We start from the raw sequence: 22,643 nt of genomic DNA, 5'->3' as shown, positions 1-22,643 counted from the left end.
GTGGCGCCGCGGCGTAGCAAGCCGCCCAGCGCGCAACAGCGCGCGAAATGGGACGCCGAGCGGCGGGACAAGCTCGCCGTGCTGCAGCAGCGCATCGTCGATGAGGTCGGCAAGCTCACCGACGGCGAGCAGTGGCGCCAATGGCTCAGCTTCGCGGCGAACTTCCACGACTACTCGTTCGGGAACACCCTGCTCATCTGGTCGCAGCGGCCGGACGCGACGTTGGTGGCCGGATATCAGCGGTGGCAGGAGATCGGCCGTCAGGTCCGCAAGGGCGAGACCGGCATCGCGATCCTGGCCCCGATCACCGTCCGAGCCTCCTCCACCGCAGACCACCGCGACCGAGTCAGCGCCGCCGGCCACGGTGCACGCGGCGGTGAGCAGGACACCCACGACGCCACGGCGGGCGAGGACGTGGACCAGCCGACGCGGCTGCGCTTCAGGGTGGTCCATGTCTTCGACGTCAGCCAGCTCGACGGAGGAGGGCCCGAGGTGCCGACCAAGCCGAACGCGGCCACTCTGGCCCCGCAGCTGCTCACCGGTCAGGCACCGCATGGCGTGTGGGATGCGCTCGCCTACATCGCCGAGAGTCGCGGCTACACGGTCGCCCGCGGTGACTGCGGCAGCGCCAACGGCTACACCGACTACGCCAACCGGCTGATCAAGATCCGCGACAACGTCGACGACGCGCAAGCCGTCAAAACCATGATCCATGAGCTGAGCCACGTGGCCCTGCACGAGCCGTCCGACTTCGGGTGGGCCACGACGGCCGACTGCCGGGGCGCCAAAGAGGTCGAGGCCGAGAGCGTCGCCTACCTGGTCGCGGCGCACTACGGGATGGACACAGCGACCTACTCGTTCGCGTACGTCACCAGATGGGCCGAACGCGCGGCCGCGGAGACCAAGAACAGCCCGGAAGACGTCGTACGAGCCAGCGGTCAACGCGTCATCAAGACCGCGTTGGCCATCACCGAGGCAGCCGACGCCGCACTCGGTGCCGCGCCGCCGGAACCGTCGCCGGACCTCGCCGCCCGCGTCAGCGCCGGCGCGGAACGCACCGCCGCGTTGCGCGACGCCGCCGAGGCAGCCGAGGCGCAGGCGGCGCTGTTCGACCACGCCTCCGGCGACCCGGCCGAGGTGGTGGACGCGGCGAGGCGCACGTCGGCGGCCCGCGCGTTCCCGCCGTTTGCCGCCCTCAACCCCGGCGCGCGGCCCCATCCCGCGCCGATCCCGGTCGCGGCGGCCGCCCTGCAAGCGGGACGGCGGAAATGACCACCGCACCTGCGGGCCACCCGCGCTGGCGGTCCACGCCACGAACACCCGGCCCCGCCATGAGCACCAAGAGTCTCAACGCCTCCGGCCACCACCACGGGAGAAAGTGATCCCACATGTCTCGGCACGATCCGAACCAGACAATATTGGGCAGCCTGTGGGCGGCCGGGCCCGGACGCACCGGAAATGACGACCGTGACGATCGAACGCCCGGACCGGCTCCAGCGGGGCAAGCCGCCGCCGTGCCCACCGACAGTGCTGCAGCCCCCGCTGCGACGGCCCCGCCCTCGGCCACCTCACCGCCGGAGAACTCAGCGGACGACGGAGGGCCGCCCGGCGCAGCGCTGAACCGGGCTGCCGAGGCGGATCCGACCCAGCACACGACCGCCGAAACATCGGCCAGCCAGGCAATCCCGGGCGACGCCACGCCGGTCGACGGCGTCGACGGCTATCACGTCACGCGCACCGACCGGCAGATCACGGTATACGGCCCGGACAATGCACCCGTGGCGACGGGGCAGCGCCTCGGCACCGGCATCACCGCTGGCGTGGTGGACGGGGTCCGTATTCCCGCCGCTGGGTACGGCACCACCGACTGGGCGCAGCTCGCGGCCCGTCAGCACCGAACTGCCCGCCTGCCCGTACAACAGCAGGACCGGGTCCGGGTAGAGATTGCACAGGACCAGACCGCACAAGCCGGCTACATCGTGGAGGTCTACGGCGCGCTCAAGGGGAATACCTCCGACTACCGGGCGTGCAAGGGCGTCGCGCACTTCATGTGGTCCGGTGAGAAGCAGGCGTGGGTCAGTGGCCGGAAGTGGAAGCCGGAGACGGTTGAGGCGAACTTCGGGCGCCTGCTTGCGGAGTTCGCCCGGCAGGGCCGAATGGTCGTGGTTCGCAATGCCGGCGTCGACCGCGCCAACGTGCCGACCGCAGCACAGGAAGCGGTCAGCGCCCCGCAGCCGGAGGCCGCACCAGATCCGCAGTCGTTGAGCGACTCGGAGCTGTCCGAGGCGATCAGCAGGGAGGACGCCCGGGTCGGCTACGAACTGTATCGCAACGAGGCGGCTGCTGAACGTGCTGCGGTGCTGAAGGCCGAGCGCGAGGACCGCGTGTTGCGACGTATCACCGCCGCGCCGGACGTGACCGACATGAGCGACGAGGAGCTGACCGCCGAGCACCGGTGGCTGACCGGGTCGTTCGTGTTCGGTGCCTTCACGACTGGAAGCGACGGCGACCGGACCGTGAAGGCCCGCCGCGGCGCCGTCGTGGCAGAGCGGCAGGGGCGCGAGGCCCGCACCGTGCTGGCTGGGCCGGCGCCACAGGATCTGGACGACGAGACGCTGGACGCGGTGCACGAGCAGGCCTACCAGCTGTGGGTTCGCATGTCCTCCGGTCATGAGCTGCACGACGCGGTAAAGCAGCACCGCGAGGACTTGCGCACTGAGAAAGCGGTCCGCCGGATTCGCCACTACGAACGGCGGCCCGACGTTGCTGGCATGACCGTTGAGGAGCTGGCTGCGGAGAGGGTCGAGCTGGCCGGGTTGAAGGAGGAGTCCGCGTTGTCCGACCGCGCCGACGTCACGGCCGCCCGGCGGGCAAGGTCGAGGGCCGTCGACGCCGAGATCGAACGCCGCGAGAGCGACAAGTACCCCAACGAGTTGGCTCGCGCGGAGGTCGGCACGCGCGACGGCGCGTACGGACGGGCGGTGAGTATCGACGGGATGCCGGACGTGTATGGCCACGTCAGGACTCCGGCTGACCGGCGAGGTGTCGAAGCCCAGCTCGGCTACACCATCGAGAAGTTGGGCGTGTTCCTGTCCCAGTCTGCAGCGGTTGCCGCTCTGGTGCGGCACTACGACGAGAACCCCAACACCTTTCCCCAGCGGACCTGGGGAAAGCCTCGGCAAGCGTTGCTGCCGGTAGGTGCCCGGGATGAGCTGGTCGCGTGGCTTCGGCCGCGATCCGGCGAGGACGGCACTGCCGAGTGGCGCCGCCTGTGGACGATCCTGCAGAAGGTGCCGACCCGGGAACCGCACCGCAATCCGCTGACCGGCAAGACGATGCTGGCCTTCCCGTACATGGTCGAGGAAGGGCTGCTCAGCGAGTTGTCCCGGGTCGCTGACCGGGCCACGCAGGCTCTGCGCGAACGGTCCGTCAACCCAGAGGTACCGCGGCCGGAGCAGAAGGCGGCCAAAAGCCGCATCCCCGCCATGGGTGCGGCCCTGCACAACATCAACGGCCTTCGGGACCGGATGGCCGCCGCCGGCGTCGACACCGACCGCCGCGCGGTGGACCCGAACGAGGTGGCCGCCCAGCTCGCCGCCCTGGCGGCCGGTAGCGTCGACAACAGCGGCGAGACAGGGGGCAGCAGTGACGGTGAGCCGGTACAGCCTGAGGGCCAGGCGGCACTGGGAACAGTTCCGTCCCAGGGAGCTGGCGGCGATGCGGGACCCGGAGGCATTCTTCGCGCGGAAGGGCCGGGAGTTGCAGAACGCGGTGATCGCGGCGCAGGAGGCGCTGGAGGAGACGCTCGAGCCGGAGACGGACTACTCCGCGCGGGTGGGCCAGATGGAGCAGATCCGGGCCAGCGCCGAGCAGCAGGTGATGGCGGAACTGCTCCCGGAGCCGGAGGAGGACGAGAACCCGCCGACGCCGCCGAGTCCGGCGAGCCCGATCCAGGACGAGCTGGACGCGATCAGGCGGGACGTGAACAACCTCTAGGCCGGTTCCGGCCGGACCCAGCCGACACCCCCCGAGGCCCGCTGGCCCGGTCGGCGGCGAACCTCGAGGCCATCAAGGTCCTACGCCGTCTCGAGGCGGAACGGCGCCGCGCCACCAACGACGAGCAGCGCATTCTGGCCCGCTGGTCAGGGTGGGGCTCGATGTCGATCGTCTTCCTCGAACAGCCAGACGAGAAGAATCCCACCTACCGCCAGGGTGGTGACCGTGAAGGACGCTACGCACAGGACCTGATGCGGTGGGAGGAGTACTCCCAGATCCGCAACGAGCTACGCGACCTGCTGGACCCGTTTGAGTGGAAGGCGGCCACCCGCGCCACCCTGTCCGCCCACTACACCCCGCGGGCCCTGGCCCAGGCGATGTGGGACGGCGTCGACGCCTTCGGATTCGACGGCGGAGAGGTCCTGGACGCCGGATCCGGGTCGGGAGTCTTCCTCGGCGCTGCCCCCGAACGTGACGCGGTACGGCTGACCGGCATCGAGCTCGACCCGATCACCGCCCGGATCAGCCGGTACATCTACCCCCACGCAAACGTCCTGTGCGAGTCCTTCGCCGACACCGACGCCCCCGCCGGCGCATTCGACGCGGCGATCGGGAACGTCCCGTTCGCGCAGGTGCCCTTCACCGAACGCCGCTACGGCGCGACCGGCCACAGCCTGCACAACGGCTTCCTCATCAAGGAACTGGCGCTGGTCCGGGAGGGCGGCCTCGTCATGGCCATCACCTCGCGGTGGACGCTGGACGGCGAGGACGACGCCGCCCGCCGCCAGATGGCCCGCTACGGCGACCTGCTCGCCGCGTACCGGCTGCCCGCCGGCGTCTTCGCCGAGACGGCCGGCACCGACGTCGTCGTCGACGTCCTGGTCTTCCACCACCGCCCCGAAGGGCAGGAACCCGCCGACCAGGCCTGGCTGGACGCCCCCAAGCGTGACCTCAACGGCAGCACCCACACCATCAGCGCCTACTTCACCGCCCACCCCGAGCACGTACTCGGGGCGCTGACCACCACGCCGGGACCGTTCGGGCCGACGGTGACCGTCAAGGGCGACCCGGTCCGCGCCGTGGAGGACCTACGCGCCGCGCTGCGCCGGACCGCCGAGCAGGCCAACGCGGCCGGCCGCGGCTACCAACCGCACCCGGCCGGCGGCGGCCGCAAGCCGCTGAACCTGCAGACGGCCCGCGACAAACACGCCAACGACTACACCGGCCGCCTCTACGTCGGCGACGACGGGCGGATCTGGCAGCACATCAACGGCGCTGACCCCGTTGAGGCGGTCCCCGCCGACGGCAACACCGCGCAGCTGCTCGCCCTCATGCGGTTGCGTGACGTCGCCGCCGAACTGAAGGAACTCGACCGTACCGGCGACGAACCCGACCGTGCGGACGGTCTACGGGCCCGGCTCCGACAGCTACACGCCGCCTACGTCGAGGCGCATGGCCCGTTGTCCCGGCCCCGGCAGACCCGGATGGCGGCCGCAGCCTCGGTCCGCGACCAGGCCCGGGCCGAAGGTCGGGAAGTCCGCGAAGACGAACGCACCCCGACCGCCTGGGGCTGGTTCCGCGAGGACCCCGACGCCGCCAAGGTCCTTGCGCTGGAGTCCTGGAACCGCAAGCGCGACGTGCCGGTGCTGTCCGAGGTCCTCACCCGCCGCCCCGGCGCCCTCGCCGGCGGCCTGCAACGCACCGGCGATCCGAAGGTTGCCCTGACCGCCGTCATGGCGGCCACCGGCCGGGTCGACCTGATGCGCATCGCGGAGTTGCTCGGCACCGACCCAGACGACGCCCGCCAGCGCCTGGGCAACGAGATCTTCGACAACCCGGCCACCGGGAAGCTTGAGCATGCCGGCACCTACCTGTCGGGCGCGGTCCGGCGCAAACTCGACGAGGCCCGCGCGGCCGCGGCCACCAACCCGGCGTACGCCGTGAACGTGGCCGCACTGGAGACGGTGCAGCCTCGCGAGAAGCGCATCGGCCAGTTCACGCCCCAGCTCGGCGCGCACTGGATCCCCGCCGCGCTGGTCCAGGGGTTCCTCCGCGAGTATCTGGCCGACCACACGCTGCGGGTCGACCACGACGATCGATACGGCTGGTCGCTGTACGCGGGCAAGGTCCCCGACGCGATCAACGCGGTGAAGGGCACCGGCCGCCGTACCGCGCTGCACATCGCCCGCGCGGTCCTCGGCCACGGCTCCCTGACCGTCACCGACGCCGTCGCCCAGGGCGACAAGATCGTCCACGTTGTGGACGAGGACGCCAGCCGTGCCGCACGGCACAAGGCCGACGCGATGCGGTCGGCGTTCGAGGAGTACCTCACCGCAGACAGCACCCGCGTCAAGGTCCTGACCGACGCCTACAACCGGATCATGAACGGGCACGTCGTACGCAACTACGACGGGCTGGCACCCTCCCTTGCCGGCTTCACCGACAAGCGCACCCCGCACCCGTGGCAACTGGCCGGCGCCGCTCGCATGCAGTTTGAGCGGGGCGTGATCCTCGCCCATGACGTCGGGCTCGGCAAGACCACCACCATGATCATGGGTACTCAGGCACTCAAAGCGTCCGGACAGATCCGCAAACCGTTCGCCGTGGTGCAGAAGCACCTCGCCAAGCAATGGCTTGACGAAGCCGAGTTCCTGTACCCCAACGCCGACATTTGCCTGATCACCAGCGACATGCTCGCCGGCGCCGAACGCCGCCGAACGCTGGAATGGCTTCGGGCCAACAGCCCGGACCTCACGATCTTCACCGAAGAAGCGTTCACGTCGGTGAAGATGAGCCCGGAGTACCAGGAATGGTACGAGTTCCAGGAAGTCGACAACCTGCGCGAGCAGATTTTCCGCGAGCGTGGAGTCCCCGACAGCGGCCTGGCGAGGAGAAGACTCGAACAACGCCTGGCCAACCTGGAAGCCCGGCTGCGCCGCAACGCGGCCCCGATGCGCACCCCAGGCGAGCTGTACTGGGAGGACCTCGGCTTCGATTACGCTACCATCGACGAACTTCACCGGTTCGAGGGTGTGGAGTTCCGCTCCAAGGAAGCCGGCGGCAGCGACACCGTGCAACGCGCGGTCAACCTGCACCAGGTGCTCACCTACATGCACCGCCAGGCCGCCGCGCAGGGCGGCAAACCGACCGTCACCGGCGGCACGGGCACCCCGCTGACCAACTCCATCGCCGGGCAGTACAAGTTGCTCGCCCAAATATCGCCGTGGGTACTCGAGGCGTACGGCGTCGCCGGGCCGGACCTGTGGGCAGAAACCTTCGGCCAGAAAGTACAGCGCATCGAGATGGCCCCGGACGGCTCTGGGCTGAAGGTCGTCGAACGCTTCTCCCGGTTCGTCAACAAGAGCGCGATGAAGACCATGTGGGGACTGACCGTCGACACGAAGACGGCCGACGACGTCGGGATCAAACGCCCCAAGGTGGCCGGTGGCGGCCCACAGCTTCTTCTCAGCGAGCCCATCGCTGACCAGAAGGCCCGCTTCAAGAAGCTCATCGCCCGCGGTGCCGCCATCCACGCCGGCGCGGTCACCCGCGACGAAGACAACATGCTGGCCGTGGCCAATGAAGGCGACGCCATTGCCTGCTCCCCGCGGTTCGTGGACCCCGACGCACCCATCGGCCCGAAATTCGACGATGTCGCCGACTGGTTCGCCGACCGTTACCACGCGAACAAACACCGCGTGTACGCCGTATCCACCAGCGACCCGACCCCGCACCCTGTGCCGGGCCCGCTGCTGATCGGGTTCCTGAACAAGGGCACACCCGGCGGCAACAACAAGGGCAACTTCAACGCCTACGCCGTGCTCCGCGACATGTGCATCGCCCGGGGTGTGCCGGCGGAGAAGATCGCATTCGTTCAGGACCACAACCACAACCCCGAAAAACTGGCGGAACTGTTCCGCCAGTGCCGCGAGGGCGAAGTCGCAATCCTCCTGGGCAGCACCGGGACCTTGGGAACGGGCGCCAACATCCAAAACCGGGCACTAGCCCTGGCGCACATCGACCTCGACTGGACACCGGCGAACATCATGCAACGTGACGGCCGCATCCAGCGGTACGGCAACCAGCACGACGAGGTCGAAATCGCGATCTTCGCCCTGCGCGGAAGTATGGACTCCTGGCGGGTAGGCATCCTCGCCTCGAAGGCCGAAGGTTTACGCGACATTCAACGGCCCGATGTCCGCGACGACGACAGCAACACCGTCCTGGAGATCGACGAAGCCGACTGGGACTTCGAGACCATGCAGGCCGAGATCGGCGGCAACCCCTACATGGGCCAGCTGATGAAGGCGCGCATGCACCTCGCCGGGCTGGAATCCGACCGCCGCAACCACGCCGCCGACCGGCTCCGGCAGGTCGAACTCCTTGGCCGCAAGGAACGCGAAGCGGCCGACATCCGCCAAGCCATCGCGAGGCGTGACGAGGTTCTGTCCCTGATCACGTCCGTGCGCGGCGACGACTTCACCATCCAGATCGACGCAACCACGTACGGGCAGCGTCAGAACGCCGGCGCGGCCCTGCGCCATGCGGCGACCGCCACCCTCATGCAGCACCGGGCACCGGGCATCAGTCCCTGGCAGGTCATCGGCCGCTTCGGCGGGCTCCCGTTCGGTGTGCGGCCCGAGATGACCGAACAGGGCCAACTGCAGGCCCGGATCGGTTTCCCCGATCTGCGTCACAGCGACCCCGTCTACACCGTCAAGGACCTGACCAGCGAGAAAGTCGGCAGCACCATGTTGTCCCGGCTGGCAACCGCCCTGGAGAACGCGCAGCAGCACCAAGAACTCGACCGTGCGCGGCTGCCTGGACTGCTCGAAGAGATCGCCCTGCTCACCCAGCAGCAAGCCGCCGCGGACTTCGGTGAACGCATCGAGCACGCCCGCCGACGCGTCGAACTACTCGACGACGTGGTGGCCGCCATCGCAGAACGCGACAAGCTCCCCGAGCTCAGCGCCGAAGATCTCGACCCCGCGATGTACCCGACCCCTCAGCGGCGCCAGCAAGCGGTCGCCCAACGTGTCAAGGATCGCCAGCCCATGCAGGCTGTGATCGACCAAGCCGTCGACCGGTTCGAGACCTTCGACCGTGACCACCCCGCACCACAGGTCTCGGACACCGCTGTCGAACCCGCGCCTTCCACTGCCGACGACCAGGAAGGTGACCGCGGCCGGCCGGATACAGTCGAGACCATCAGCACCGGGGTTTCCGTAGCCGACACGCCCGGCGCGGGAGAGCCCGCCGCAGCCGACGTCAACGCCGGCCCGGGTCAGCCGGAGCCAACGGCGCCGACCACCGTTCAGCGCGATGCGGCGGATGCCTCGGTCAGCGCCGCTCACCTGGCGGCGCCGCCGCCGAGCACACCGCCTGACCTCGCGCCGACGCCGGATCCGGCGGTACTACCAGCACTGCCCGCCGAGTTCGAACCTGTCGCCGCTGTCGTCGAGGAGTTGCTGGTCGCGGCATGCGGCGACGGACCGCTGCTGCTCGCCGCCCGCACCAACGAACTGGACGACTTCGCGACATTTGCCGGCGCCCGCATCGCCGACTCGATCGCCAAGTCCGCCAACCGCGGGGGTGCCGACCAGGAGCTGACCGACTTCCGCAGGCTCTACCTCGGCAGCGCAACCAGCAACGAGGCGCTGAACACCTACCTCATCGCGCAGGTGTCCGCGTATGCGAACACCCCCGCCGCACTGTCGGCCGACACCCCTGTACCCGACCTGTGGACGATCACCCATCCGTACGCTCCCGACAGCCGGAATCGGACCAGCCTGATCACGGCCAGCGGCGTTGCGTTCCTGGTCCGCGAGGACGGCCGCGACCCGCAGACAATGCGGATCGACCGGGACGGCCAGCGGACCACCGTGCGTTGGGTGGACGACCGCAGCACCGCCTACACCGCCGAGCCGGCCGAATTGCCGTGGCGTGGTTGGCTGCCGATGGAAGCCGCCACGCTTGACCTCGGCAAGGGCCCGCTGTGGCACGTACAGCCGGACCGTGACGGCAAGGGCTTCCTGTGGCGCCAGGGCGACGTGCGGGACGTGCTGCTCCAGGCGCAACGCGACGGCAGCCCGGTCGCCGTCACCGACTGGGGCATCGCCACCGTCTACGGCGGCGGGCCGGTGGTGTTCATCCGCGACGGCGCCGCCATTCCGGACGTGCCGGATGTGCCCCCCGCCGAACTCGAGCCTGCGACCCATTCCGAGCCCGGCATGCCAGCAAGCCTGCAGCCCTTCGACCCGGCCGCGGTCGGGTTTGAACGCCACCGGGCGAGCGTCACGCAGGGGGAGGTGTCGGTGTCCTACCGCGGCGAGTTGCTTGGCCGGTTCGGCGACGACATTCAGCTCTGCACCGACAACAGCCACAACCACGGGGGCGGATCATGCTTCGGCGGGTTCCACGGCCGCGGAGACCGTTACTGGGTCGAAGCCGCCGCCGCGATCGTGGCGCAGCGCCAGACGGTCGCAGGGGCGCCTGCGGAGGCGGAGGACCAGGCCGCCGACGAGTTCGTGTCCGGCCCGTGGGCGGTCAATGCGCCGCCCACCGACGCGGCAGCGCCGGCCAGCGACGCCAACCAGGACGAGACGCGTCGCGCCGAGTCTGACGTGCCCGCGGGCGAGCCCGCGCCGGGCCCGTGGATCATCCGCGGGCCGCTCCCGCCGGTATCGGCCGTGCCCGTGTGCGACGTCGGTCGCGAGGACCTGCCCCGCGATCACATGTGGTGGCTCGTGGCACTCAACGACCCGGGCGACCCGGACGACCGGCACGCCGCGTGCGCAACGCACACGGGCGTTGACCCAGTGCCGTTCATCCCGCCTGTCACGCGCAACGCGTACGGAGACGCTGTCACGGCCCAGCTGGAGATGGCGGTCGAGCGCGAGGCGCACGAGGCTGAGCGCGACCGGGGCGCCGGGCTGCCGCTCGACATCCGACCGGGCCGCAGTGGTGGAGGAAATGGGCTCCCGACGCCGCGGGCTGACACTGTAAAGACCACCACCGGTGAGCCAGTATCCGACACTGCCGCGCAACTCAGCGCGGGCGCTGCTGCGCAGCCCACCGACGCAGCAGCACCCCAGGTGCCTGCCCCCGGCCCGGATAAGCGTCACCCCGCGGAGCTGGTTGCGTGCACCTGTTGTCAGCCCGCCGGCCGCGACGGTGAAAGTTCGGCGGTCGCCACCGACGCCGGCAAGCCGCCACGCGGCCGCTTCCAGTTCGAAGCGGGCTCCACTCTTGGGGTGGTTGCCGGCCGACGCTGGCTGAAGGTTGTCACGATCACCGACGGGGCACCGGCATCCGCCCTCGCCTTCGTCGACCCGAAAACGGGGGAGTGGTACGCGGCGGCCTCGTGGAGCTCGCCGAACATGAGCCACGCGATCAACACCGGCGACCGTACGTGGCTGGCCGCTCGGCTGCCCTACCTCGCCCCTTCTGCCGCCGTCGGCGACGACACGTCACCGGCGGAAGCGGCCACGCCCGCGGTACCAGCATCAGCGGCTGCGGCCGAGCCGGACTCGCCGGCTGGCGACATTGTGCAGTCGTTGCCGACGGCGCCCGCAGAGATCGCCTCTGCAGGGCGGGACGACAGCAGCGTCAGCCCGGCGGTGTCGGCGCCCGAACTGGGCGTCGACCGTTCGGCCGCGCATGCGACCGCGCCGGCGCTGGCCGAGCCAGGCCGTGACGATGCCTCAGCTGACGCACCCCAGGCATCCAACCTCATGCCGGTGACCAACTCGACTCCGGTGTACGACACTCTCCTCGCCACCGACGTCCCTGGCGCGGTGCGGAACAAGAGCATGCGGCGCCTCATCGAACAGATGGAGGCGCACGGCTGGGAACTCACCGGTCAGGACCAGCTGGTCAGCCTGACCGACTGGAAGGCGCCGGACGGCCGGGAGCTGCGCATCCAGTTCATCGGCGGCAAGCAGCCGGTCATCTACGACGGGCCGGGCTTCCGCAGCCGCACCCTGACGTTCAAGGCCGCCACGGCACACGTCGTTACACCCGCCCCCCTTGAGGAAGTCGGCAGGCCTAGCGTCCGGGGCGCGATGAAACGGCTCGGTCTGCCAGAGATCGACCCATACAGTCACGACCCTTACCTGACTCCGTTGAAGGACGCGGAACGTGACCTGCACCCCGGCCCCCACTCCGGCAAGGAAGCCAAGGCGCTGCCGGACGTAACGGCCAGCCTCCGCAAAGCCGCGCGCCGCAACCGGGAGAACGCCGCGAAGGCCGACGAGCTGTTTGGCTACGGCAGTGCCCGCGATCAGCGCTCAGAAATGTGGGAGCAACGCGCCGCCGAGTTTGAGCAAGTCGCCGACGAACTGGAGACGATGGCGGTTCAGCGCATGGCGTACGAGGCCGAACGCGACCGGAATGCTGGGCTGCCGCTCGACATCCGACCGGGCCGCAGCGGTGGAGGGAATCGGATCACGACGCCGCGGGCTGGTACTACGGACGCCGAGACACACTCCACGGCGCCGGCGGATGACGCCAACCCCGCCAGCGACCAACGCCTCGAGACCGCCACCGCCGAGCCGCAGGACCGCACGGTGTCCGCAGCTGACGCCATGGTGCGTATCGGCCCACTCATCAGGGCGGGGGACAGCCCGTCCATCTATCTGCTGCTGGCAAACACCACCCGCGCCGACGTAGACCTTGACGAGGACCTTTCCGCCAAGACCGCCGCCGACGTAGCGGTCGTCATCGCGCAGAAGATGCGCGCTCTGGTCGAAACCACCAAAGGTGCACTCAGTGAAGAGCGGCTCACCGAGTTGGAGCGCCTGCATGGTTTGGTTGACCTGCCTGGGTGTGCACCGGAGGTATTCGCAGGGATCGACCCCAACAACATGTCACCGAGGCCGCTGCCGACCCCGCTGGATATGAGCACCACTCAGCGCGACGCGGCGATCGTCGACGGTGGGCACACGCTGTGCACCTGGCACCCAGAGGTCGCCGGGCGCGAGCCGGAACGGCCGTGTGAGGGCAACTTGCAGCTGGTGCTGTGGCACGACTCCACAGACTTCGGCGCGCCCTACATCTACGTCTGCCAGGCGCACGGGCCGGTTGGCGGCCGCCGGATAGAGCTCCCACCCGACCATCCGCTCGTGGTCTGGGACCGCATCCGCGGGTCGGTGCGCAAGGAACCGTGGGACCGGCCACCCAGCCCCCGCTACGGCCGCATCACCGCCGCCGAGCACGCCGCCCACGGCCTGCCCCTCAATGCGCCGGCCGTGGAGGTCCGCCGGGCTGAGAGCTTCGAACCGCGCATGAGCGTCGACCCGCGGGCTGAGGGCATTGACACACGCGTCGCCTACCGGTGGGCGCTGCCGTACCTGCGGGCGTACGCCAACTTTGTGGACCCAAGTCAGGCCGACGACATCGACCTGGCCGCGCTGCCGTTCAGGGTTGCCGCGCCGCCGCGCCTGGAGTTGCAGCAGCAGGCGATCGCCGATGTCGTCGACCTGACCCTGTGGCCGGACGAGCAGAGCGACGCGGTACGCCGCGTTGACGGTGCCCGCGGGAGAGAACCCGCGCCGGACGGCGCAGACCAGCTTCGCCTGATGCCTGACTCGGCCGTGGCCGAGCAGTCGACTGCCCATCTGGCCGCCGGGACCCGCCCGCCAACCCGGCATCTGCCGGCCGAGTTGGCGGGAATCGAGATCGACCAGGAGGTGATCACTGCTGATGGGCAACACAGTGTCTCCCGCAGGGTGAGTCGTTCCGGCCTGACCGTGCACGTGGACGCTCGGCATCCCCAGGTCGGCATGCTGCCGCGCGGCAGGATAACGCTGCTGCCCCCTCAGGACGGCAACAGCACCGCCCCACGGTGGGAGGTCATCGACTACGACAGCAACCCGCTGGACATGTTCACCGGGCCCTATGTCGCCGCGGAACGGCAACTGCTGGCCGCCACCGCAGCACTGGATGAGCTGATGTCGCCGGAGGAACTCGCCGAGATGGCCGACGAGGCGACCGACGACACGATCAGCGAAACGACCGAAGACACGACCAGGGCCGTCGCGGAGGATGCCATGGCTGGACGCGTTGCAGACGCTGCACCAACGGACGCGGAGCCGGCCCCGGTGTCCACCGTTGCCAAACCCACAGCCCAGCTGGTTGCCGCAGACGGGATTCGGCTGGAGGTCGGGCGTGGGGTGGCCGTCAAGGGCACCACCGGCGGGTCGGACGAGGCAGAGCTACGTGAACTGCTCAAGCTGCACGGCTTCAAGTACAACAAGGACAGCAACAACAACGTGGTGTGGCGCTACCGTGGGGGAACCGCCGGCCGCGCAGCGGCGATCGCCGCCGCGCAGGAGTGGCTTGACAAGCAGAAGACGCCAGGGAAGTTCCCGCCGACCCCGCAGCAACAGAAGATCATCGACGCCTACCTGGCCGGCCAGGACATCGTCGTACAGGCCCTCGCCGGGACCGGCAAAACCTCCACGCTGCAGATGCTGGCGGCGGCTCGCCCCGAACTGCGGGTGGCCTACATCGCGTTCAACGCGTCCATCGCGGCCGAGGCGGCGAAGAAGTTCCCCCGCAACGTCACCGCCAGGACCAGCCACGGGTTCGCCCGCGTCGCCCTGATGTCCACGGAACTGCGCGCCAAGGTTGAACAGGCCAGCCCCGGCAACCGGTGGCCGAATGACGTTGCGCGGATCCTTCAGATCCGCGACTGGCACCACGGCGACGAGGTGATCGAAGCCGAAACGCAGGCCGGGCTGGTGATCGCCACCATCAAGACGTTCCGCGAAAGCGACGCGGACACAATCGGTGACGAACATCTGCCCGAACGCCTGCGGGAACCGGGCATGGCCGCGCTCGCCGGGCCGACACTCGAGTACGCGCGCCACGCATGGGCGGACATCACCGACCCGGTCGGCGAACTTAAGTTCGAGTTCGACGACTACCTCAAGATCTGGGCGCTCGGCAATCCCCGCCTGCCCTACGACGTGATCTTCTTCGACGAGGCGCAGGACATCAACCCGGTACTGCGCAAAGTCATCCAGGACCAGCCGGTACAGACCGTGGTGGTCGGCGATTCCAACCAGTCCATCTACACGTTCCGCGGGGCGATCGACGCCCTGAAGCGCTGGCCGGCTGACGTCACCCTGCCGCTGACCCAGAGCTGGCGATTCGGTCCGTCGATCGCCGAGGCCGGCAACGTGTTCTTGAACCTGCTCAAGTCGCCGCATCTGCTGACCGGCAACCCTGGTATGACCAGCAGCATCGGCCCCGTCGATGCACCCGACGCAGTGGTGACCCGTACCAACGCCGGCGCCGTCGCCGCCGTGTTCGAAGCCTTCGCCGAGGGCAAGAAGGTTGCCCTCGTCGGCGGGGGCGGCGCAATCAGGGACCTCGCCAAGGCAGCGAAAGAACTGCAGAACGGAAGTCGCACCAAACATCCCGAACTCTCCGCGTTCCGCGACTGGGAAGCGGTGCAGAACTTCGTCGAGGACGAAGACAACAACGCTCAGTCGCTACGGGTGTTCGTGCGTCTGATCGACCGGCACGGGCCGGACGAGCTGATCCAGATGGCCGAGGATCTGGTCCCGGAGGAAGCGACCAAACCGGACGGGACACCCGCATGGGACTCGATCGTCTCCACCGCACACAGGAGCAAGGGCCGGGAATGGCCCAATGTCCGGCTCGGCGATGACTTCCCGCAACCGGAGGCGGATCTCAAAGGCAAGGTACGCCTACCCGATCCGGAAGAGCTGCGTTTGCTCTACGTCGCAGTAACGCGGGCTCAGAAGAACTTGGACCCGGGGTCAGCGACGGCGTACCTCGACCTCCCTGCCGAATCGCTGCAGGTTGCTGGCCTGAGCCGAGCTGCGGCTCAGCCGCAGCCGGAACCAGCGGACCTGGTCGAAGTTGCTCGAACAACGGATGCCGCGGTTCCCCAGGCCGACATGACGCAGACACGCCTGTCCATCGACAGCCAGCTCAAGCAGGCAGCGAACCTCCTGGACCTGCCGATCGACGTCAGCACGGTCAACGGAGCGCTGGCCTACGCAATCGCGGGGCAGCGCATGTCGCCGGGTGAGGCCTCCGACTACCTGCTGGAGGGCGGCATCAAAGGTGCGCTCGGACGGGCCGAGACACTCGTGCATCCGGACCGGCTGGCCGAACGCGCCCAGGCCGCGACGACCGGCCCGGACCCTGCCGCGCCCCCGGCCGCGAACATCGGGACGACCCGGGCTGCCCCTGCAGCAGTGCAGCCGGGCGCGGTTGCGGCCGGGATCGACCCGGGCCCGTTTACCCGGCTCGAGCTGGCCAAGATCCGTGCAGCGGTGCAGGACCACGCAGCAACCTACTACGGCCAGCGCGGGGCGCTGCGTTTGAGCGAATCCGACGCCGCCCGGTACGTGTCTGAGGGCCACCTCGACGACCTGGCCCGCACATACGGCCTCAGCGCCGTGTGGGATGCGGTGGCGGCAACGATCGCGCAGGACCCGACGGTGCTGACCCACGACCCGAAACCCGTGCGGGCAGCGCTCGACGCCGCGTCGGAAACGGCGTCGAACGAGATCCGGCAGTTGCTCGACGCGGAGGACTACGAGGGTGCGCTGCACCACCTCGACGCTGCCGAACTCGACAACCCGAACTACCAGGTCGACGGCCGGCGCTCGTGGAACGACATCCGCACGATCATCCAGACACACGCGAACGGCGGCGTCGCCCCACGGCGTGGGGGAGTCCTCGGAGTCCTCGACGAGCTCTTCACGGCGCTATACGACACGCCCGGGGTCCCCCCAGCCGAGCGGGAACGCCTCGGTGGAATCACTGTCCGGATGCGTTCCAACGTCGAACGGGGCTACAACTCCGACGAGCAGGTCCGTGCAATCCTCGAGGGATTGGTCGTCGAGCACGCGGACACCCCGGTGCTCGCGGCCCTCCTTGACCGAGCGGCGCGGCAGGCGCACGGTGAACCCGAACCGGCACCCGAGACCGCACCGGACCCCGCCCCCGGCATCGCTTCGCTGCCGCATGACACGCTATCCACGCCTCAGGGAGACGAGGGGCTGCGGCAGGCCGACGCGACCCGAGACGAGACCGCCGGCCCGGCAGTCGCCAATCCCATCCAGGCCGCCGCCCAGCCGGATCCACGTCAGGATGGGCAGCCCGTAGCGGGCGAGGCGCCGGTCAAGCCGGACGCAGCGGAGGCAATCGCCGCGACGGCCAGTGTCGACGATGCGGTTGGCGCATCCGTCGCGTCCGGCGGTGGCCCAGTGAATAACTACCCGCCAGTCCACGCGAGGTCGCCTTTCGGGCTCGGCGCACGTGTGCAGTTGCATGGCTATGCCGGATATCCGCCCGGGCCACGCCGTGACGGCTGGCGCGGCACCGTTGTCGGCGGGTTCGGGACGAACGCCCTGTGGGTACACACCGATGCCGGCTTCGACGCCGTCGAGGAGTGGTCGCACCTGACGCCCGAGGGTGTGCAAGAACAGTCCGCCGTCGCCTGTACCTGCTGCAACGGAGACCCGGCAATCAACGCCCGCCACCAGGCTGCCGCCCAGCCGGCGCCCCCGGATACACGCGGCGCGACGGCAGACCCACAGCCGGCGGTCGTGGAGCCGCACCAGGCCTCCGCAATGCCGGTGCCAGCAACGGCCGGGGTGCCGGTCGAGTCGGAGGCGGCGAACGCCTCCGCCACAGTGGGTCCTGACCCTGGCGAGCAACTGGTGGCAGGCCTTGGCGCTCCGGCCACCGAGCTCGACACCAACCCGGAGCCAGAGACTCTGCCGCTCCCGGTCGGCGGGTGGGGGCAGCAGGGCCCCGAGGCCGTCCGAGCCGAAGACTCGGCCGACCGCGGACCGAGCGCCAGCCCTGCGTACGAATCCCGGCTGGGACGGTTGCTGCAGCTGGCCGACGCCGCCGCGCCGCGACTGGCCGCCGTGGAGGTCACGTACGTCGTCGACGGCGCGTACGCCAGGGTCGACGGCACCCTGCCCGATGGCAGCGCCACCAGCATCGCCGGCTACGTGCTCGATGTGCGGGACGTCGTGCAGAACTACCAGGGGTGGACGGCCAGCGCGTGCACGGTCGTCACGTTGGGCGAGGACCCGAACATGCTTGACGGCGTCGCGATCGCCGTAGCGAGCGACCAGTCCGTCACCATCCTGCAGCCGCCCGACGACATGCCGCCCGGAGCGCCTGCGCCGTGGCGGCGACCTGACAGCCACGAACTCGTTGTGGCGGCGCTTGCCGAGCTCGGTCTTGCTCTGCAGGAGGCCCGCGACCACCTCGGCCGGCCGGCATGGCGAATCCCCGGCGTGGACCGGGTGTTCGCGGGCACTGACCCGAGCGATCGGATGGCCGGCTTCCTGCTGTCGCCATCCAGTGGCGGCGGGCGGCCCCGTCCGCTGCTGCACCAGCGCCACATCGACGAAGCGATCGCCGAAGGCCGTTGGCGCGGTCACCTTGAGGTCAGGCCAATGCCGCTGCGCCAGGTCCGCGCAGGCGCGTACGGCGAACTCATCGGCCTTGTCAACGGCGAAGAGCGGACCGTCGAGGGTGAGTTCGACTACTGGTGGAGCCGCAGCCACGGTGCCGTCCGCTCCGACACCGTTAACGTCTGCGTCTGGGTCACCGACTACAGCCCGTCCGCCGAGCTGCACCGCAAGCGGGTCGTTTCGGTGGAGGTGCCTGCGACCGGCGCGACCTTCACCGTCATCGACCGGCACACCACGGACAAGCGTGCCCGGGACGACGGTCAATACCAGGTCGCCGCAGCCGACCGCAGTATGCACGACTCCACACAGAACGGCGCTCTCGAGCCGATGCTGCATCAAGGGCAGCTACCGCAACCCGAACGCACAGATGCCCGGGGGGAGACGTTCCCGGCGGCCGAACGGCAGACCGGCCCGACCACGGATACCCGGCTGCGCTCCAGCGAGGCCGTCGACGGCGAAGGCGCCGCGGACGAGCAACTCTTCCTGTTTGGCGGGCAGGAGGCTGCGGCCAGCGGTGATTCCTGGGACGCCGGTCGGGCCGAAGACCCGGGCGGCCGCGGGCCGAGCACTAATGCTGTGTACGAAGCCAGGCTCGCCCGACTGCTGGAGCTGGCCGCGAACGCTCCGCAACTGGCCACCGTTGAGGTGGCTCAGGTTGCCGACGGCGCGTATGCCAGGGTCGACGGCATCCTGCCCGACGGCAGCGCAGTGACCATCGCCGGCTACGTGATTGACATGGCGGACGTTCCACAGGACTACGAGGGGTGGACGCCCAGCGCGTGCGCGTTCGTCACGCTGGCCGAGGACCCGAACGCTCTCGACGGCGTCGCGATCGCCGTACCGAGCGAGCATTCCGTCACGATCCTGCAGCCGACCAGTGATATGCCGCCTGGCGCGCCAGCACCCTGGCGGCGGCCTGACAGCCACGAATATGTTGTGGCGACGCTCGCCGAGCTCGGTCTAGTCCTGCAGGAGCACCGCGACCACCTCGGCCGGCCGGCATGGCGGATTCCCGGCAACAACGAACCGTTCACGGGCGCAAACGCCATCGAGCAGGTGGCCAACTCCCTGATGTCGGGTTCCCAAGGTGCCTTCGGACGGCGCCGTCCGCTGCTGCACCAGCGCCACATCGACGAGGCGATCGCCGAGGGCCGCTGGCGCGGTCACCTCGAGTTCGGGCCAATGCCGCTGCACCAGGTCCGCGAAGGCGCGTGGGGCACAATCACCGGCCTCGTCGACGGCGAAGAGCGGACCGTCGAAGGGGAGCTCTTCTACTGGTGGAGCCGCAGCCATGGTGCCGTCCGCTCCGACACCGTCAACGTCCAGGTCTGGGTCGCCGCCCCCGACGGCCCGCCCGCCTACGGCAAGCGGGTCGTCACGGTTGAGGTGCCTGCGACCGGTGTGACCTTCACCGTCATCGACCGGCACGCCAGCGACACACGCGTCCGGGACGAGGGCCACGGCCTGGACGAGGGCCACGGCCTGGACGAGGGCCACGGCCTGGCCGCCGCAGCCGAGAGCAGTATGAACTCGGCGCACCGCGACGCGGTCGAGCCGGTGCTGCTTCAAGAGCGGTCGCCGCAGTCCGACCCGCACACGCGTGCCGAGGCGGCGACGTCCCCGGCGGCCGAACGGCAGAACGGCCTGACCACGGAATCACGGCCGCGCTCCGGCAAAGCCGTCGACGACGAGGGCGCCGCGGACGAGCAGCTCCTCCTGTTCGCCAGGCAGGAAACCGCAGCCAGCGCCGATAACGCGGCGAGCACGGCCCGCGACGAGGCCGCCGGCAGCACCGACGGCCTGGCCACGGCACAGCAGGGCCCAACCGCTGCCGTTGCGGACTCCAGCAACCCCCTGCAGCAGGCTGGGGCTATCAGCGCGGCCGCATCGCAGTCGGCGGTAGTCGACGACGAGGACAACCTCGACGACACCGACGACGATTTCGACGACGACCGCCCCAGGGCCAAAGCCAAGCGACCGCCGAAGCCAGAGACGAAGAAGGTCCGGTTGGACCACTTGCTGCCCGGTGACATCGTCGCGCCGCGCTCGCCCGGCGACGAGTCGTACGTGGCGGGAGGCATGTTCGTCTACGACGCATTGTCTCGTGGCGGGGACGAGCAGCGGGTCTTTCAGTCCCGCAACGTGTGGGGGGCGACGGGGGAATTCGACGAGGGTCTGCGATTGACCGCGTCGCGCAACGACGATCCGAACGACCTTCCGACGTACAAGGTGCTGCGGCGGTCGGAGATTGAGCCGCTCAGTGAAGGGCAAGCTCGCCGGTACGCCATCGAGTACCCCAACGAAGCCAGATCACACCAGTACACGATGCAGTCCGCGCAGCGTGCGATCGACGCCCTGCAAGAGCGGCTGGCAGGGGCCGACGACTCCGAGCGAAGCGGCCTTGAGAGTGCTCTCGCCGGCGCCACCACGTACCGCGCCCGGCAGGAGGGCATCCTGCGGGCCTTTGCGGCGGTCAAGGACGAAGCGCGCGCACTCGAGCTGCCGACCGTTGACGCAGACCCGCCGCAAGACCTGACCCAGAACGATGCGGCACCGACTGCCGAGCACGAGCCCGAGACGCCGCAGCTCGCCGAGGCCGGTCCTGAACACGACCGCGCCCCGGACGAGGAACCCCACCAGCAGGTGCTCGAGGCCGGTCACGTATCGGACCCAGCGGCCAGCGCTGCGCCGGCGACGCCGACAGCCACGGAGCCGAGCCAGCATGACGGTGCGGCGGCGGGTGAGGACCTGGACGCCTCCGCCCCGGCGGGCGCCGCCGGCGGGTTGACGGACGAGGAACGCGTCGAACGCCACCCACAGCGCATCCGAGAGGCGCGTCGGTGCGCTAGAGCGGCATACCAGCACTTCAGGGCGGGGAACCGGGACGAGGCGTTGCGCCTGATTGACGAAGGTCAGCGCGTCGCCCCTGAGTATCGACCCAGCAACAACACCTGGGCCGACCTGCGCGCGCTTGTCCAGGTGCCCGGCGGACCGCAGCCCGCGTCGCCCACCGCTGCGGTACAGGTCAACACGGCCGCGGCCAGTAAGGCGGCCAAGTGGGCACCGAAGCACACCGCCCTTGGGGAACTGCAGCGTCGCGCGCGCGCTTTCGAGCAGCTACGCAATAGCGTCGACCGGACCCGTCCCGGTATGGCGTTGCGGCTTCCGGGTAGCAAGGATCGGCATGTTGAGACCGCTGAAGCCGTGTCGCTGTTCTCCCGCATGATCGATCAGGTGGAGCAGGCCGGTACGGTGCCCGCTGCACTGAGCTGGAACGGTGTGCCGATCGCGGTCGACGGCGCTGTCGGTCGGCTCCGGATCACCGTCGGTGCGGGCGACGCCCAGATTCCGATCCCGCTGCGCGATGCGTGGCCAGCTGAGCGCGACCGCGGTGCTCTGCTCCTCAAGATTGTGGCTTACCTCGACTCGGCCGGGCAGCGGGCCGCGCAGATCCGCGACTGGATCGACGCACATCCGACCCGGGAGCAGGCGTCAACAGACGGTGCTGCGGTGCCGTCGACCGGCGTGGACGGCGCAACAGCCGGCCCCTCCATCGCGGCACGCAGCGAGATTGATGACCTTGTCCGCCATGCCAGCGCGCTGGAGCGGATATCGGCCTTGATCGACCCGGCGCGGGGCATGATTCTGCACCGCGACGGGCAGCCAGGTCAAGCGGTGGACATCCCCACAGCGATCGCTCTGTTCTCCCTCATGATCAATCGGGTGGAGCAGGCCGGTACGGTGCCCGCTGCACTGAGCTGGCACGGCGTGCCGATCACGGTTGATGCGACCGACGGCCCCGATCGTCGGCTCCGGATCACCGTCGGTACCGGCGTGGCTCAAGTCGACATCCCCCTGCGTGAGCACTGGCCCGCCCCGGCCGAACGCGCCCTAATCCTCCGAAAGATTACCGAATACATCGACGGGGCTGGCGACCACGCCGCCCGCCTCCGCCAGCGCGCCGCCGGGTTGAGCGCAACACCCGGACCGGCTGCCACTCGAACCGGACCGGGTGGTGCGCGCCCAGGTCGTGGGGTTGAGCAGGCGTTCACTGCGCGTCCCCGGCCCAGCACGAATGGAGGGGACGGTGTCCGACCTACACCAGGCTCGACCAGGCCAGCAGGTTCATGGTCAACCACGCGCCAGCGATGAAGAGCGGGCCGAGCGATA

2 protein-coding genes are annotated in these 22,643 nt (G+C 69.6%); both read left to right on the top strand.

Features of this window, described 5'->3' with window-relative positions; translation table 11 throughout:
* Positions 1 to 1,272 (top strand): ArdC-like ssDNA-binding domain-containing protein, encoded by a 1,272-nt coding sequence (locus tag IEZ31_RS13020; RefSeq protein ID WP_190250065.1) that lies wholly within the window; start codon positions 1 to 3, stop codon positions 1,270 to 1,272.
* Positions 1,273 to 1,388: 116 nt separating this feature from the next.
* Complete coding sequence (locus tag IEZ31_RS13015) at positions 1,389 to 22,625, top strand: helicase-like domain-containing protein (RefSeq protein ID WP_190250064.1); 21,237 nt, start codon at positions 1,389 to 1,391, stop codon at positions 22,623 to 22,625.
* Positions 22,626 to 22,643: the final 18 nt, after the last annotated feature.

The organism is Dactylosporangium sucinum, assembly GCF_014647515.1.
GTDB classification, from domain to species: Bacteria; Actinomycetota; Actinomycetes; order Mycobacteriales; family Micromonosporaceae; genus Dactylosporangium; species Dactylosporangium sucinum.
The sequence above is the reverse complement of the archived record's forward strand: the minus strand, read 5'-3'. Positions and strand labels throughout refer to the sequence as shown.

Coding starts and splice junctions, on each gene's coding strand:
- IEZ31_RS13015 (WP_190250064.1), top strand. CDS start 1,389: ATGTCTCGGCACGATCCGAACCAGACAATATTGGGCAGCCTGTGGGCG.